Consider the following 14,258-nt stretch of genomic DNA (forward strand, 5'->3'; position numbering starts at 1 on the left):
GTTATTCGTTGGTCACGGCGAGCACTTCCTCCAGCGAGGTCAGTCCCAGCTTGACCTTGTGCAGCCCCGATTCGCGCAGCGAGCGCACGCCCTCGTTGCGTGCCTGCTCGGCGATCTCCAGGGCGCTGCCATCGCGCAGGATGATGCGCTGGATCTCCTCGCTGATGGGCATCACCTGGTAGATGCCCAACCGTCCCTTGTAGCCGTTGTTGCACGCCGAGCAGCCCACGGGTCGGTAGGGTACCCAGGAGCCGTCGATTTCCTCTTCCGGATAGCCCGCGTCGAGCAGCGCCTCGTGCGGCACGTCGGCCGGAGCCTTGCAGTGCGGGCACAGCCGGCGCGCCAGGCGCTGGGCCGTGATGAGGATCACGCTGGAGGCGATGTTGAACGGCGCAATGCCCATGTTGCGCATGCGCGTGAGCGTGGTCGGTGCGTCGTTGGTGTGCAGGGTGGAGAGCACCAGGTGGCCCGTCTGCGCCGCCTTGATCGCGATGTCGGCTGTCTCCAGGTCGCGGATTTCACCCACCATGATGATGTCCGGGTCCTGGCGCAGAAAGGACTTGAGCGCGGCAGCGAAGGTCAGTCCCGCCTTCTCATTGACGTTGACCTGGTTGACGCCGGGCATGTTGATTTCCGAGGGGTCCTCGGCTGTGGCGATGTTCACCCCGGGCTTGTTCAGCAGGTTCAGGCAGGTGTAGAGCGACACCGTCTTGCCCGAGCCCGTGGGGCCGGTCACCAGGATCATGCCGTAGGGCCGATTGATCGCCTGCAGCAGCCGCTCCTTTTCCTCCGGCTCATAGCCCAGCGCGTCGATACCCATCTTGGCGCTGCTCGGGTCCAGGATACGGATCACGATCTTCTCGCCGAACAGCGTGGGCAGGGTGCTGACGCGGAAGTCGATCACACGGTCGGGGCCGACCTTGAGCTTCATGCGCCCGTCCTGGGGCACGCGCTTTTCGGAGATGTCCAGGCGCGAGATCACCTTGATGCGGGAGGCGAGCTTGTCCTTGATGGCCACGGGCGGCGAGGCAATCTCGCGCAATTCGCCGTCGATGCGAAAGCGCACGCGGTACTGGTGCTCGTACGGCTCGAAGTGCAAGTCCGAGGCGCGCATGTTGAACGCATCCACCAGCATCTTGTGCAGGAACTTGACGATGGGGGCGTCCTCGACGTCGGCGGCCGCGCCGGTGTCCTCGGGCTCATCCGGGATCTCGGAGGACACATCGTTGAAGTCGAAATCGCCGCCGGAGAGCGCCTCCATGGACTCGCCCGCCGACTTGGTCGCTGCCTCGACCAGCTTGGAGAGCTTGTCGTACTCGGCAATGATCCAGTCCACGCCCATCTGGGTCGTGAACTTGATCTTTTCGGCCGCTTCCTGGTCCGTGGGGTCGGCGGTGGCCACGATCAGCCGGTTGTTGCGCTTGCTCAGCACGAGCACCCGGTAGGCCTGGCAAATCTTGTTGTCGAGCAGATCCTTGGGCAGGCGCAGGGGATCGATGGCGTCCAGGTCGAGCAGCGGGGCGCCGAATACGGCCGATACCGTGTGTGCCAGGTCGGAGGGCGAGACCGCGCCCGAGCCGGTCAGTTCGGCGATGAAGCTGGTGCGGCTGGCCTGCGACTTGCGGAAGATGTCCTCTGCTGCCTTGGGGGTGAGCTTGCCCGCGGAAATCAACGCCCTGCCCAGGCCGGGCAAGGCAATTGATACAGGGTCTTTGTGCGTGGAATCTACAGCGGCCATGTCACCAGATGGAACGGGAAATCGCGAAACCATCCTATCATCGTCGAACAGTGCAGCACTGTAAATCGTGACAGGGATTGCCCGAGGGGACCGCTGGACGCAATCCGTGGGCACCTGGTCGGGGTGAGAGGATTCGAACCTCCGGCCTCTACGTCCCGAACGTAGCGCTCTACCAGGCTAAGCTACACCCCGATGGTCTGTGCGCGGAACCGTTCAGGTTCTGCGCGTCAGCAGCTGAGCCGCCAATTGTAGCAAAGCTGCGCGGTGCGGATTGTCCGGAAGGATAGAAATTGCGTCCATGGCGCGCTGCGCCTCTGCGGCGGCGGCCTGCCGGGCCACGTCCAGGGCCCCTGTTTCGCGCACGATGGCGGCGATGGCGTGCAGCTCGTCGGTGCTGCCCTGCTCGATGGCGTGGCGCACCGTGAGCGCCTGCGCCGGCGTGCCGCGTTGCATGGCGGCGATCAAGGGCAGCGTGGCCTTGCCCTCGCGCAGGTCGTCACCCAGGTTCTTGCCCATTTCCTGGGTGTCGCCGTCGTAGTCGAGGACGTCATCGATGATCTGGAACGCTGTGCCCAGGGCCTGGCCGTAGGTCGCGCAGGCCTCTTCGGTGGCCGCGCTGCTGCCCGCCAGGATGGCTGCGAGGCGACTGCTGGCCTCGAACAGCTTGGCGGTCTTGGAGCGGATGACCTGGAGGTAGGCGGCTTCGTCCAGCGATGCGTCATGCATGTTCATGAGCTGCATGACCTCGCCTTCGGCAATGACGTTGGTGGCGTCGGCCAGGACTTCCATGATGCGCATCTGCCCGGCATCGACCATCATCTGGAAGGCGCGCGAGTACAGAAAATCGCCCACCAGCACGCTGGCGGGGTTACCGAAAGTTTCATTTGCTGTGGCGCGGCCGCGACGCATCGTGGAGGCATCGACCACGTCGTCGTGCAGCAGGGTGGCGGTATGGATGAATTCAACCACCGCGGCCAGGTTGAACCGCTGTGCGCTGTGACAGCCCAGGGCGCCAGCGACGAGCAGCAGCAGCGCCGGCCGCAGCCGCTTGCCGCCGGCCGCGATGATGTATTGGGAGATCTGGCCCACCAGCGGGACATGGGAGTCCAGCCGCAGGGCGATGACCCGGTCCACTTCGCGCATGTCCGGGGCGATGAGTGCGAGCGGGGAGGGAGGGGATGGGGGGGTGGAGGCGGTCAAGGTGCGTGCTGCTAGCGAAGTGGGCCGATTATAAAAAGCGCCCGCCGTGTCTCCGGGCGCGGTCCCCCGGCTTGGCAAGGGGATGGCTCTTTCGGACAAAAAAGCTATAATTTACGGTTCCTTGGAAATCGTTCCTCGGAATGGGTGTGCACGAAGCGTCCTGGAAAGCCCGGGGCCGGGGTGCACAAATGCAAGAAAGAGGTCAACATGTACGCGGTCATAAAAACCGGCGGCAAGCAGTATCGCGTTGCTTCCGGCGAAAAAATCAAGGTAGAACAGATTGCTGCGGACGTAGGCCAGGAAATCGTGATCGACCAGGTTCTGGCCGTCGGCAACGGCGCGGAACTCAAGGTGGGCACGCCCCTGGTGTCCGGCGCCACCGTGAAAGCCACCATCGTGGCCCACGGCAAGCACGACAAGGTGCGCATCTTCAAGCTGCGCCGTCGCAAGCACTACCAGAAGCGCCAGGGCCATCGCCAGCAGTTCACCGAACTGCTGATCGGTGCAATTGCCGCTTGAACTGAGGAGTAGAAGTCATGGCACAGAAAAAAGGCGGCGGCTCTACGCGAAACGGGCGCGATTCCAAGCCCAAGATGCTCGGCGTGAAGGCGTTTGGCGGTGAACTGATCAGCGCCGGCTCCATCATCGTGCGCCAGCGCGGCACCAAGTTCCACCCCGGCACGAACGTCGGTGTGGGCAAGGACCACACGCTGTTTGCCCTGGTCGACGGCCACGTGTCGTTCGCCACCAAGGGTGCGCTGAACAAGCATACGGTCAACGTGACGCCGGCTGCCTGAGGCCTGCCGTCCCGCGTTCCCCGCTGCGAAGCCCCGCCCAAGCGGGGCTTTGTATTTTCCGGGGCAGGGCCGCTGCTGTTTTGTAAACTGGATACCCCATGAAATTCGTCGATGAAGCCTATATCGACGTTGCCGCCGGCGACGGCGGCAACGGCTGCGTGTCGTTCCGGCACGAGAAATACAAGGAGTTCGGCGGCCCCAATGGCGGTGACGGCGGACGCGGCGGCCATGTCTATGCAGTGGCCGATCCCAACCTCAACACCCTCGTGGACTACCGCTATGCCCGCCGCCATGAGGCCAAGCGCGGCGAGCATGGCATGGGTTCGGACATGTTCGGCGCCGCCGGTGCGGACATCACGCTGAAGATGCCCGTGGGCACCATCATCAGCGACGCCGAGACCGGCGAAGTGCTGCACGAGCTGCTCACACCGGGCGAATGCATCGTGCTCGCCAAGGGCGGCGACGGCGGCTTTGGCAACCTGCGCTTCAAGAGCTCCATCAACCGGGCGCCGCGCCAGAAGACGCCGGGCTGGCCGGGCGAGCGCAAAAGCGTCAAGCTCGAACTCAAGGTGCTGGCCGACGTGGGCCTGCTGGGCATGCCCAATGCGGGCAAGTCCACCTTCATCGCCGCGGTCTCCAATGCGCGGCCCAAGATCGCCGATTACCCGTTCACCACGCTGCATCCCAACCTGGGCGTGGTGCGCGTGGGGCCGGAGCAGAGTTTCGTCGTGGCCGACATCCCGGGCCTGATCGAAGGCGCCTCCGAAGGTGCGGGCCTGGGGCATCAGTTCCTGCGCCACCTGCAGCGCACGCGCCTGTTGCTGCACATCGTCGACCTGGCGCCGTTCGACGATGCGGTCGATCCGGTCGCCCAGGCCAAGGCCATCGTGGGCGAGCTCAAGAAATATGACGCCGCGCTGTACGAGAAACCGCGCTGGCTGGTGCTCAACAAGCTCGACATGGTCCCGCAGGAACAGCGCGCGGCCAAGGTCAAGGACTTCGTCAAGCGCTTCAAGTGGAAGGGCCCGGTGTTCGAGATCTCTGCGCTCACGCGCGAGGGCTGCGAGCCGCTCATCAAGGCCATCTTCCAGCACGTGCACAGCTTGCAGCGGGCCGAGCAGCAGGTGCCCGACGTGGACCCGCGCTTTGCCGGTGATGCGGCGGAATAAAATACGCTACTATTTTGATAGCTTATAGCGCTTGCCCAGCAAGCGTTGCAACACAAAAAGACGCAAAAATGGCTTCGAACGTGCTGCGCGATGCCCGCCGCATCGTGGTGAAAGTGGGCTCCAGCCTGGTAACCAACGAAGGCCGCGGCCTGGACGAAACGGCCATTGCCCAGTGGTGCCGCCAACTGGCTGCGCTGGTGCGCGGCGACGGCCAGGTGCGCCGCGAGGTCATCATGGTCTCCAGCGGCGCCATCGCCGAGGGCATGAAGCGCCTGGGCTGGACGAGCCGCCCCAAGGAAGTGCATGAGCTGCAGGCCGCTGCCGCCGTGGGCCAGATGGGCTTGGCGCAGATGTACGAGACCAAGCTGCGCGAGCAGGGGTTGGGCAGCGCCCAGGTGCTGCTCACCCATGCCGACCTGGCTGACCGCGAGCGCTACCTCAACGCGCGTTCCACCCTGCTCACGCTGCTGCAGCTCGGCGTGCTGCCGGTGATCAACGAGAACGACACCGTGGTCAACGACGAGATCAAGTTCGGCGACAACGACACCCTGGGGGCGCTGGTCGCCAACCTGGTGGAGGCCGACGTGCTGGTCATTCTCACGGACCAGAAGGGCCTGTACACCGCCGATCCGCGTAAGGACCCCGAGGCGCGGTTCGTGCATGAGGCGCGGGCGGGCGATCCGGCACTGGAGGCCATGGCCGGCGGCGCGGGCTCAAGCATCGGCAAGGGCGGCATGATCACCAAGATCCTGGCGGCCAAGCGCGCCGCAGGCTCGGGCGCCTCGACCGTCATTGCCTGGGGGCGCGAGAGTGACGTGCTCGTGCGCCTGGTGCAGGGCGAGGCCATCGGCACGCTGCTGGTGGCGCAGACGGCCAAGACGCAGGCGCGCAAGCAATGGATGGCCGACCATCTGCAGTTGCGTGGCGCTGTGGTCGTGGATGCCGGCGCCGCCGCCAAGCTGCGGGGCGAGGGCAAAAGCCTGCTGCCCATCGGCATGACCGCGGTGGAAGGCGAATTCTCGCGCGGGGACGTGATTGCCGTGCGTGACGCGCAGGGCCGGGAAATTGCACGCGGCCTGGCCAACTACGCCAGCGCCGAGGCGCGCCTGCTGTGCCGCAAGCCCTCGGGTGAATTCGAGCGCCTGCTGGGCTACGCGGCGGAGCCCGAGATGGTGCACCGCGACAACCTGGTGCTCACCGGCGCCTGAAAGCACGGCCCCGCGCCGCTGCGCGGCGCCCGCGGCCTGTGCCGGGGCGCGCGCCCCTCAACGGGTTCCGTGCGGCAGCTTGCTGCCCCCGGCAGGCGTATCCGGCAGCGCCGACGACGGCGGCGCGGGGTCGAAGCTGGCGCCAGGCGGCATTTCCACCCCTGGGTGCAGCAGCAACTGGTTCGCGCGCAGGGCGGTGCCCGCTGCCTGGGCGGACTCGGGTTCCCGCGTGCGCATATTGCCGCGCAGGTAGCGGTTGCGGTACTCCTGGCGCGGCAGGAAGCGTGCGAGCTCCGTGAGTGCCATTTCATAGACGCCGCGCTTGAATTCGACCACCACATCGAGGGGCACCCAGTAATCGTTCCAGCGCCAGGCGTCGAACTCGGGGTGATCGGTCGCGCGCAGGTTCAGATCCCAGTCGTGACCCAGGAGCTGCAGCAGGAACCAGATCTGCTTCTGGCCCTTGTAATGTCCGCGCGCGTCGCGGCGGATGTACCGGTCAGGCACCTCGTAGCGCAACCAGTCCCGGGTACGGGCCACCAGACGAACGTGGCTGGGCGACAATCCGACCTCTTCGTGGAGCTCCCGGTACATGGCTTGTTCGGGGGATTCGCCCCGGTCGATGCCGCCCTGTGGAAACTGCCAGCTATGGGTGCGTATGCGCTTGCCCCAGAACACCTGGTTCTTGTGGTTGAGCAGGATGATGCCGACGTTCGGGCGAAAGCCGTCCCGGTCAAGCATAATCTAACCCCAATTTTTACAACTGCGTCCATTATGCATGCCACCTGGTTTGCGGCAAGTGCGGCGCCCCTTCCCCCCGCCTGATTGCGTCCGATGAAAGCCTCCCAGTTCTTCATTTCCACCCTCAAGGAAGCCCCGGCCGATGCCGAGGTGGTCAGCCACAAACTCATGATGCGCGCCGGCATGGTCAAGAAGCTGGGCGCCGGCATGTACAACTGGATGCCCATCGGCCTGCGCGTGGTGCGCAAGATCGAGGCCATCGTGCGGGAGGAGATGAATCGCGCCGGCGCGGTGGAACTGCTGATGCCGGTGGTGCAGCCGGCCGAGTTCTGGCAGGAAACCGACCGTTGGAGCAAGATGGGGCCGGAGTTGATGCGCGTGAAGGACCGGCATGGCCGCGATTTCGTCATCCAGCCCACCAGCGAGGAAGTGATCACCGACATTGCACGCCAGGAACTGCGCAGCTACAAGCAGTTGCCCAGGAACTTCTATCACATCCAGACCAAGTTCCGCGACGAGCGCCGCCCGCGTTTCGGCGTGATGCGCAGCCGTGAATTCATCATGAAGGACGCGTACAGCTTCGACCGCGACCTGGACGCCGCCAAGGGCAGCTACCAGGCCATGGCCAAGGCCTACCGCGCCATCTTCGACCGTTTCGGTCTGCGCTACCGTGCCGTCGCCGCCGACAGCGGCGCCATTGGCGGCGATCTGTCCGAGGAGTTCCAGGTCATCGCTGCCACGGGCGAGGATGCCATCGTCTACTGCCCGGGCAGCGGCTACGCCGCCAACATGGAAAAGGCCGAGGCCCTGGCCCCGGCCGGTCCGCGGCCGGCACCGGCCCACGCCATGGAGAAGATGCCCACGCCCGGCAAGGCCACCTGCGCCGACGTGGCCGAATTGCTCGGTGTGCCGCTGGCCACCACCGTCAAGTCGCTGGTGCTGGCCACGGACGAGGTGAACGAGGCGGGCGAGACGGTGAAAAGCACCGTCTGGCTGCTGCTGCTGCGCGGCGACCATGACATGAACGAGATCAAGGTCGGCAAGGTGCCGGGGCTGGATGCGGGCTTCCGCTTCGCCACCGTGGGCGAGATCGAGGAGCATTTCGGCTGCAAGCCCGGCTACCTGGGCCCCATCGGCTTGAAGAAGCCCGTGAAGATCGTCGCAGACCGCGAGGTGGCCGTGCTGGCCGACTGGATCTGCGGCGCCAACGAGGTGGACTACCACCTCACCGGCGTGAACTGGGGCCGCGACCTGCCCGAGCCCGATGCCGTGGCCGACCTGCGCAACGTGGTGGCGGGCGACCCCTCGCCCGACGGCAAGGGCGAGCTGGCCATCGAGCGCGGCATCGAGGTGGGGCATATCTTCGTGCTCGGCACCAAGTACAGCAAGGACATGGGCGCCACGTTCCTGGACGAGAACGGCAAGCCGCAGTTCTTCGAGATGGGCTGCTATGGCATCGGCATCACGCGCCTTCCTGCCGCCGCCATCGAGCAGAACCACGACGAGCGCGGCATCATCTGGCCCGATGCCATTGCGCCCTTCACCGTGGTGGTCTGCCCGGTGGGCATGGACCGCAGCGAGGCCGTCAAGGCCACCGCCGAGCAGCTCTACGCCGACCTGTGCGCCGCCGGCGTGGACGTGATCCTCGACGACCGCGGCGAACGCCCTGGCGCCATGTTCGCCGACTGGGAGCTGATCGGCGTGCCGCACCGCGTGACCATTGGCGACAAGAGCCTCAAGGACGGCGTGGTCGAGTACCAGCACCGCCGCGACGCCGCCGCGACCAAGGTGGCCGTGGCCGACATCCTGGCCCATGTGAAGGGCCGGCTATCGGTATGAGCATCGGCCGCCGGGCCTGCCTCGCGGCGGGGGCCGGGCTGTTCCTGGCGCCTGGGGTTGCGCGCGCGGGCGGACAGATCGAGGAGCCCCTGGCCGATGCCGTGCGCACGGCCTTGAGCTCGGCCATCGCCAACAGCGCGCCGCCCGAACCCCATTTCGCCACCACCGAGGCGCGCCTGCACTACCTGCGCTGGCTGGGCACCATGAGCAACCGCCTGCGCCGGCGCAAGGCCGACCTGGAGGTGCGGCGCGAGTTCTTGCAGACCGCCTGGTACGAGAGCGCGCGCGCCGGGCTCGATGTGTCCCTGGTGCTGGGCCTGATCCAGGTGGAGAGCGCGTTCCGCAAGTTCGCCGTCTCCAGCGTGGGGGCGCGCGGCTACATGCAGGTCATGCCGTTCTGGAGCCGGCTGATCGGCGACGGCGACCCCGGCAAGCTGTTCCATATGCAGACCAATCTGCGCTTTGGCTGCGTCATCCTGCGCCACTACCTGGACCGCGAGCGCGGCGACCTGTACCTGGCCCTGGGCCGCTACAACGGCAGCCGGGGCAAGCCGGCCTACCCCAATGCGGTGTTTGCCGCGCAGCGCCATTGGGCCTTCGACGGGCGCCTGGCCCTGTGAGTGGGCTCAGGCGGGGGGCGCGGCAGGCGAGTCCTCGGGCAGGCGCGTGACCATGACCTGGTCGATGCGGTAGCTGTCCACGTCGATGACCTCGAACTTGTAGCCCTTCCAGGCCACGCTGTCCGTGCGCCGAGGCACGCGGCGCAGCATGACCATCAGAAAGCCCGCCAGCGTCTCGTACTCGTCGGCGTGCGGCAGCTCGTCGAGCTGCAGTGCGTGCAGCACGTCGGTGATGGGCGTGACGCCGTCGATGAGCCAGGAGTGCTCGTCGCGCCGCACGATCTGCTCCTCGTCGGCGGGGCCCACGAGGTCGCCCATCACCGTGCTCATGACATCGTTGAGCGTGACCACGCCGACGATGAGGCTGTACTCGTTGACGATGACGGCAAAGTCCTCGTGCACCTGGCGGAACTGCTCCAGCACCTCGGCCAGCGTCAGGCGGTCGGGCACGATGAGCATCTTGCGCACCAGGTGCTCGTCGGCGAGCGAGATCGGCTGGTTGTTGAGCACGCGCTGGAACAGGTCCTTGGCGTCCACGTAGCCCAGCACGTGGTCGATGTCGCCATCGCACACCGGGTAGGTGGAATAGGGCTCGGCGGCGATGCGCGCGCGGATCACCTCGTCGGGGTCGTCGCGCAGGAAGTAGGCGATGCGGTCGCGCGGCGTCATGGCTGACTCCACGGTGCGCGTGTCGAGTTCGAAGACGTTGGCGATCACCTGCTGCTCGCGCAGCGCGAGCACGCCGGCGCGCGCGCCGGCCTCGGTCATGGCCAGGATGTCCTCGGAGGTGATGCGCTCGTCGCGCTGGCTGGACAGGCCCGAGAGGCGCAGGAGCGCATCGGCGGCGCGCCCGTAGAGCCAGACCATGGGCCGGAAGACGGCCATGCACCACTGCATGGGCAGCACCACGCGCACGGCCACAGACTCCGGGTGCGCCATGCCCAGGCGCTTGGGCAGCAGGTCGGCAAACAGGATGAACAGCGAACTGACGGCCAGAAACGAGGCCAGAAAACCCAGGGTCTGGGCGCTCTTGGCGCTCAGCCACAGCTCGAACAGCGCAGTGAAGTAGGGGCTCAGCGCGCCTTCGCCCACGATGCCGCCGAGGATGGCCACGGCGTTGAGCCCGACCTGCACCACGGTGAAATAGTCGCCCGGCTGTTCCTGTATGTGCAGCACGCGCTCGGCGCGTGCGTCGCCCTCGTCGGCCATCTGGCGCAGGCGCAGGCGGCGCGCGGCGGCCAGTGTGATCTCGGCCACGGAGAAGAAGGCGCTGGCCGCAATCAGCAGGCCGATGATGAACAGGCTTTGGCTCAGGGTCATGCAATGGCGGCAGAGGTGCCGGAGCGTGCGCGTGGCGCACCACGGTCTGAGTGTAGCCGGGTGTCCTGGGCCCCTATTGCACGAAGCCTATGCGGGCCTTGCCGCTGGCCGCGCGCGGCAGGTCTTCGGGCTGCACGGCGCTGCGCTGGGCCAGGCGGGCGTTGCCAAAGCCCGTCATGAGCGCGCGGCGCATCTCACGCGGGGGCAGGGCGGCCAGCAGGTCCAGCACATCGTCGAGCGGCTCGGGCTCCAGCAGGCGCCCCCAGTCGTGGTCGGCGCGGATCTGGGCGTACAGATTGCGCGCGATGGTGCGCGCCTGCGCGGGGGAGGGGGCCTGCACCTCGAAGACGTTCATGCGGTTGAGGATGGGGTCGGGGATGCTGCGCTCGTCGTTGGCCGTGGTGATCCAGATGACCTGGCTCGCGTCGATGGGCACTTCGGCGAACTCGTCGGTGAAGGCCTGGGCCGTGTCATGCTCCAGCAGGCTGTAGAGCGCGCCCAGTGGGTCGTACTGCGCCTCGCTGCTGGCCTTGTCGATCTCATCGACCACGAGCACGGGGTTGGCGTATTCGCCCTCGACCAGGGCCTCGAACACCTTGCCGGGGCGCGCGCCCTTCCATTGCGCGGACGAGCCCGACAGCAGCCAGCCCGCCGTCATGGAGCCCATGGGCAGCAGGTTCATGCCCGTGCCCAGCAGCTCGGCCAACTGGCGTGCGAAATGCGTCTTGCCGATGCCCGGCGGCCCGAGCAGCAGCATGGGCGTGACCTCCAGGCCATCGCTGCTGTCCTGCGCCAGGGCGACATGGCGGCGCACATCGTCGAGCGCCTCGGTGAAGTTGGGCAGTTGCTCGTACAGCGCGCCCATGTCGGGCACGCCGCGCGGCTTGACCTGAAAGCGCTCGGGTCCGCGTTCGAGCATGCGTTCGTACACGCTGCGCAGGCCCTCGTGCTCGCGCTGGCCCGCGCCGTCCTGCAGGCGGGCGAGCTTGCGCTCCACGTCGCCGGGATGGAACACCTTGTGCATGCGCGCCACCGGCAGGTTCAGGTGGAGGGTTTGTGGAACCAGGCTATGGGCTGTCATGGCGAGCTCCTGCGGTCGGGGATGTCACGCCCAAATTCAAGCACAGATGCCCGGGCCGCTCAATGCTGGAAATGCCCGGTGTTGCACCCCCTGTTCCAGGCACAAAAAAAGCCGCCCTGGGGGGCGGCTGGCGCGTGCGGCGTGCGGGCTCAGGTGCCGAGCATCTTCTTGAGTTCGCCCGACTCGTACATCTCCATCATGATGTCCGAGCCGCCGATGAATTCGCCCTTGATGTAGAGCTGCGGGATGGTGGGCCAGTGGCTGTAGTCCTTGATGCCCTGGCGGATCTCGTCGTCGTCGAGCACGTTGACGGTGGCGATGTCCTTGGGGTCCACGCCGCAGGCCTTGAGGATTTGCACGGCGCGGCCCGAGAAGCCGCACATGGGGAAGCTGGCCGTCCCCTTCATGAACAGCAGAAGGTCGTTGGATTTGACGAGGGCGTCGATGCGTTGGTGGATGTCGCTCATGGAGGCTCCGGGATAGGGCTGCTGTGGCGGCAGCGATGGCAAAACCGCGATTATTTCATCCCTGGCCATTGGCCGCCCGAGCAACGCACGATGCCGGCGAGGTCTTTGCGTGTTTGCACGGCGGCAAAGCCGGCCTCCTGCAGCAGGGCGCAGACGGCCGGGGCCTGGTCCCAGCCGTGCTCGAGCAGCAGCCAGCCGCCCGGCGCCAGGCAGGCCGGGGCCTGGGCGATGATGGCGCGCAGGTCCGCCAGGCCGTCGGCGCCGCTGGCCAGGGCCGCGCGCGGCTCGTGGCGCAGCGCGGCCAGGTGCGGGTCGGCCTGGGGGATGTAGGGCGGGTTGGCGACGATGGCGTCGAACGGCCCCTGCAGCCCCTGCAGCCAATCGCCCTGCAGGCATTGCACCGGCAGGCGCAGGCGCGCGGCATTGCCCTGGGCGACGGCGAGCGCGCCGGCGCTGGCATCCACGGCCAGCACCCGAGCGTCGGGGCGCTGGCTTTGCAGGGCCAGGGCGATGGCGCCGCTGCCCGTGCCCAGGTCGACGATGCGCGGCGCGGTGCGCGCCTGCAGCGCCTGCAGGGCCCAGTCCACCAGGGTCTCGGTGTCGGGGCGCGGGTCGAGCACGCGCGCGTCCACCTGCAGCTCCAGGCCGTAAAAGGCCTTGCGCCCCGTGAGGTAGGCCACGGGCTCGCCCGCCTGGCGCCGCGCGCACAGGGCGGCGTACTGCGCCTGCACGGGCGCCGGCAGGGTGTCGGTGTCGTGCGTGAGCAGCCAGGCGCGGTCGTGCAGGGGGCGGCCCAGGGCGTGCAGCAGCAGCATCTGCGCATCGATGCGCTCCAGGCCCTGGGCGCGCGCCTGCTCCAGTGCCTGCTGGACGCTCCAGGGTGCTATGTTTTCAGGAGCTTCTGGCGCTTGTTCCATGGGCGCTGCCTGCGGTTTTCTTAGATGCCCGTGCCGCGTTCGAGCTCGGCGAGCTGCTCGGCCTCGCGGGCGTGGCGCAGGGCCTGCAGCACCTCGTCCAGATCGCCCTCCATGATGGCCAGCAGCTTGTAGAGCGTGAGGTTGATGCGGTGGTCGGTCAGCCGCCCCTGCGGGAAGTTGTAGGTGCGGATGCGGTCGCTGCGGTCGCCGCTGCCGATCAGGCCCTTGCGCTCGGCGGCCTCCTTGGCGGCGCGCTCGCTGCGCTCCTTGTCCTGGATGCGCGCCTGCAGCACCTGCAGGGCCTTGGCCTTGTTGGCGTGCTGGCTGCGCCCGTCCTGGCATTCGGCGACGATGCCCGTGGGCAGGTGCACCACGCGCACGGCCGAGTCCGTCTTGTTGATGTGCTGGCCGCCGGCGCCGCTGGCGCGGAAGGTGTCGATGCGCAGGTCGGCCGGGTTGAGGGTGATGGCCTCGGCTTCGTCCGGCTCGGGCATCACGGCCACGGTGCAGGCGCTGGTGTGGATGCGGCCCTGCGCCTCGGTGGCGGGCACGCGCTGCACGCGGTGGCCGCCCGATTCAAAGCGCAGCGTGCCGTAGGCGCCCTCGCCCACGATGCGCAGCACGATTTCCTTGTAGCCGCCGAGCTCGGCAGGGCTCTCGCTCACCACCTCCGTGCGCCAGCCGGTGTTGGCCGCCCAGCGCGTGTACATGCGCGCCAGGTCGCCGGCGAACAGGGCCGACTCGTCGCCGCCCGTGCCGGCGCGGATTTCGAGGAAGGCGTTGCGCGCGTCGTCCGGGTCCTTGGGCAGCAGCAGGCGCTGCAGTTCGTCTTCGAGCTGGGCCAGCTCGGCCTCGCAGCCCTGGATTTCCTCCTGCGCCATCTCGGCCATGTCGGGGTCGGCGAGCATGTCGCGCGCGCCGGCCAGGTCGGCCTCGCGCTGCAGGTAGCGGGCGTAGCGCCCGGCGATCTGCGTGACCTCGGCGTGCTCGCGCGAGATGGCGCGGTACTGCGCCATGTCGGCCATGATGTCCTCGCGCGAGAGCAGGAAGTCGAGCTCCTCCAGGCGCCGGGCATAGCGCTCCAGTTGGGTGCGGAGAAAGGGTTTCATGGCGTTCCGGGGGAAGGGGTTTGCTACGCTTTGGGTAGCTGGAGGCGCTTGC

Annotated in this window: 14 protein-coding genes and 1 tRNA gene; 6 read left to right on the forward strand and 9 right to left on the reverse strand. The window is 67.3% G+C overall.

Features of this window, described 5'->3' with window-relative positions:
- Position 1 precedes the first annotated feature (1 nt).
- From pilB to CGR01S_RS12340, 3 genes are all read right to left on the reverse strand, one after another.
- Positions 2 to 1,738, reverse strand: a complete 1,737-nt coding sequence (gene pilB, locus CGR01S_RS12330) for a type IV-A pilus assembly ATPase PilB (protein ID WP_042427520.1) — start codon at positions 1,736 to 1,738, stop codon at positions 2 to 4.
- Between the two features lie 115 nt (positions 1,739 to 1,853).
- A tRNA-Pro gene (locus CGR01S_RS12335) sits at positions 1,854 to 1,930 on the reverse strand.
- A gap of 21 nt (positions 1,931 to 1,951) precedes the next feature.
- Positions 1,952 to 2,881 (reverse strand): polyprenyl synthetase family protein, encoded by a 930-nt coding sequence (locus CGR01S_RS12340; protein WP_042427523.1) that lies wholly within the window; start codon positions 2,879 to 2,881, stop codon positions 1,952 to 1,954.
- Positions 2,882 to 3,145: 264 nt separating this feature from the next.
- Between CGR01S_RS12340 and rplU the strand changes: the two genes are divergently transcribed.
- From rplU to proB, 4 genes are all read left to right on the forward strand, one after another.
- Positions 3,146 to 3,457, forward strand: a complete 312-nt coding sequence (gene rplU / locus CGR01S_RS12345; RefSeq protein WP_042427597.1) for a 50S ribosomal protein L21 — start codon at positions 3,146 to 3,148, stop codon at positions 3,455 to 3,457.
- Positions 3,458 to 3,474: 17 nt separating this feature from the next.
- Complete coding sequence (gene rpmA / locus CGR01S_RS12350) at positions 3,475 to 3,735, forward strand: 50S ribosomal protein L27 (protein WP_042427526.1); 261 nt, start codon at positions 3,475 to 3,477, stop codon at positions 3,733 to 3,735.
- A 98-nt stretch (positions 3,736 to 3,833) separates the two neighbouring features.
- Complete coding sequence (gene cgtA / locus CGR01S_RS12355; RefSeq protein ID WP_042427528.1) at positions 3,834 to 4,904, forward strand: Obg family GTPase CgtA; 1,071 nt, start codon at positions 3,834 to 3,836, stop codon at positions 4,902 to 4,904.
- Positions 4,905 to 4,972: 68 nt separating this feature from the next.
- Entirely contained in the window at positions 4,973 to 6,112 is a 1,140-nt protein-coding gene (gene proB / locus CGR01S_RS12360; RefSeq protein ID WP_042427531.1) for a glutamate 5-kinase, read from the forward strand.
- Between the two features lie 57 nt (positions 6,113 to 6,169).
- On the opposite strand, the gene CGR01S_RS12365 is transcribed toward proB, so the two are convergent.
- Positions 6,170 to 6,853 (reverse strand): RNA pyrophosphohydrolase, encoded by a 684-nt coding sequence (locus CGR01S_RS12365; RefSeq protein WP_042427534.1) that lies wholly within the window; start codon positions 6,851 to 6,853, stop codon positions 6,170 to 6,172.
- Positions 6,854 to 6,946: 93 nt separating this feature from the next.
- On the opposite strand from CGR01S_RS12365, the gene CGR01S_RS12370 reads away from it, so the two are divergent.
- Positions 6,947 to 8,692, forward strand: coding sequence for a proline--tRNA ligase (locus tag CGR01S_RS12370; RefSeq protein ID WP_042427536.1), 1,746 nt, complete (start codon positions 6,947 to 6,949; stop codon positions 8,690 to 8,692).
- On the forward strand, positions 8,689 to 9,312 hold the full coding sequence (locus CGR01S_RS12375; RefSeq protein ID WP_042427539.1) for a lytic transglycosylase domain-containing protein: 624 nt from the start codon (positions 8,689 to 8,691) through the stop codon (positions 9,310 to 9,312). The genes CGR01S_RS12370 and CGR01S_RS12375 overlap by 4 nt, the downstream gene beginning before the upstream one ends.
- 6 nt (positions 9,313 to 9,318) lie before the next feature.
- Here CGR01S_RS12375 and paeA read toward each other — a convergent pair whose 3' ends face one another.
- The 5 genes from paeA to prfA all read right to left on the reverse strand — a co-directional run bounded on the left by paeA (position 9,319) and on the right by prfA (position 14,206).
- Positions 9,319 to 10,632: a polyamine export protein PaeA gene (gene paeA / locus CGR01S_RS12380; protein ID WP_042427541.1), complete on the reverse strand. Its 1,314-nt coding sequence runs from the start codon at positions 10,630 to 10,632 to the stop codon at positions 9,319 to 9,321.
- Positions 10,633 to 10,705: 73 nt separating this feature from the next.
- Complete coding sequence (locus CGR01S_RS12385) at positions 10,706 to 11,713, reverse strand: AAA family ATPase (RefSeq protein ID WP_042427543.1); 1,008 nt, start codon at positions 11,711 to 11,713, stop codon at positions 10,706 to 10,708.
- A 149-nt stretch (positions 11,714 to 11,862) separates the two neighbouring features.
- Positions 11,863 to 12,180: a Grx4 family monothiol glutaredoxin gene (grxD, locus tag CGR01S_RS12390; RefSeq protein ID WP_042427546.1), complete on the reverse strand. Its 318-nt coding sequence runs from the start codon at positions 12,178 to 12,180 to the stop codon at positions 11,863 to 11,865.
- Positions 12,181 to 12,230: 50 nt separating this feature from the next.
- Complete coding sequence (gene prmC, locus CGR01S_RS12395) at positions 12,231 to 13,097, reverse strand: peptide chain release factor N(5)-glutamine methyltransferase (RefSeq protein ID WP_042427549.1); 867 nt, start codon at positions 13,095 to 13,097, stop codon at positions 12,231 to 12,233.
- A 20-nt stretch (positions 13,098 to 13,117) separates the two neighbouring features.
- Entirely contained in the window at positions 13,118 to 14,206 is a 1,089-nt protein-coding gene (gene prfA, locus CGR01S_RS12400) for a peptide chain release factor 1 (protein WP_042427553.1), read from the reverse strand.
- Between the last annotated feature and the right edge of the window lie 52 nt (positions 14,207 to 14,258).

Origin of the sequence: Comamonas granuli NBRC 101663, from assembly GCF_000739995.1 — a bacterium.
Classification (GTDB): domain Bacteria; phylum Pseudomonadota; class Gammaproteobacteria; order Burkholderiales; family Burkholderiaceae_C; genus Simplicispira; species Simplicispira granuli.

Bases quoted from the DNA above. Each gene is read 5' to 3' on its own strand.
- CGR01S_RS12340 (WP_042427523.1), bottom strand. From the start codon at position 2,881: ATGCGCGAAGTGGACCGGGTCATCGCCCTGCGGCTGGACTCCCATGTC.
- CGR01S_RS12385 (WP_042427543.1), bottom strand. From the start codon at position 11,713: ATGACAGCCCATAGCCTGGTTCCACAAACCCTCCACCTGAACCTGCCG.
- CGR01S_RS12365 (WP_042427534.1), bottom strand. From the start codon at position 6,853: ATGCTTGACCGGGACGGCTTTCGCCCGAACGTCGGCATCATCCTGCTC.
- prmC (WP_042427549.1), bottom strand. From the start codon at position 13,097: ATGGAACAAGCGCCAGAAGCTCCTGAAAACATAGCACCCTGGAGCGTC.
- CGR01S_RS12370 (WP_042427536.1), top strand. From the start codon at position 6,947: ATGAAAGCCTCCCAGTTCTTCATTTCCACCCTCAAGGAAGCCCCGGCC.
- prfA (WP_042427553.1), bottom strand. From the start codon at position 14,206: ATGAAACCCTTTCTCCGCACCCAACTGGAGCGCTATGCCCGGCGCCTG.
- rpmA (WP_042427526.1), top strand. From the start codon at position 3,475: ATGGCACAGAAAAAAGGCGGCGGCTCTACGCGAAACGGGCGCGATTCC.
- cgtA (WP_042427528.1), top strand. From the start codon at position 3,834: ATGAAATTCGTCGATGAAGCCTATATCGACGTTGCCGCCGGCGACGGC.
- pilB (WP_042427520.1), bottom strand. From the start codon at position 1,738: ATGGCCGCTGTAGATTCCACGCACAAAGACCCTGTATCAATTGCCTTG.
- proB (WP_042427531.1), top strand. From the start codon at position 4,973: ATGGCTTCGAACGTGCTGCGCGATGCCCGCCGCATCGTGGTGAAAGTG.
- rplU (WP_042427597.1), top strand. From the start codon at position 3,146: ATGTACGCGGTCATAAAAACCGGCGGCAAGCAGTATCGCGTTGCTTCC.
- grxD (WP_042427546.1), bottom strand. From the start codon at position 12,180: ATGAGCGACATCCACCAACGCATCGACGCCCTCGTCAAATCCAACGAC.
- CGR01S_RS12375 (WP_042427539.1), top strand. From the start codon at position 8,689: ATGAGCATCGGCCGCCGGGCCTGCCTCGCGGCGGGGGCCGGGCTGTTC.
- paeA (WP_042427541.1), bottom strand. From the start codon at position 10,632: ATGACCCTGAGCCAAAGCCTGTTCATCATCGGCCTGCTGATTGCGGCC.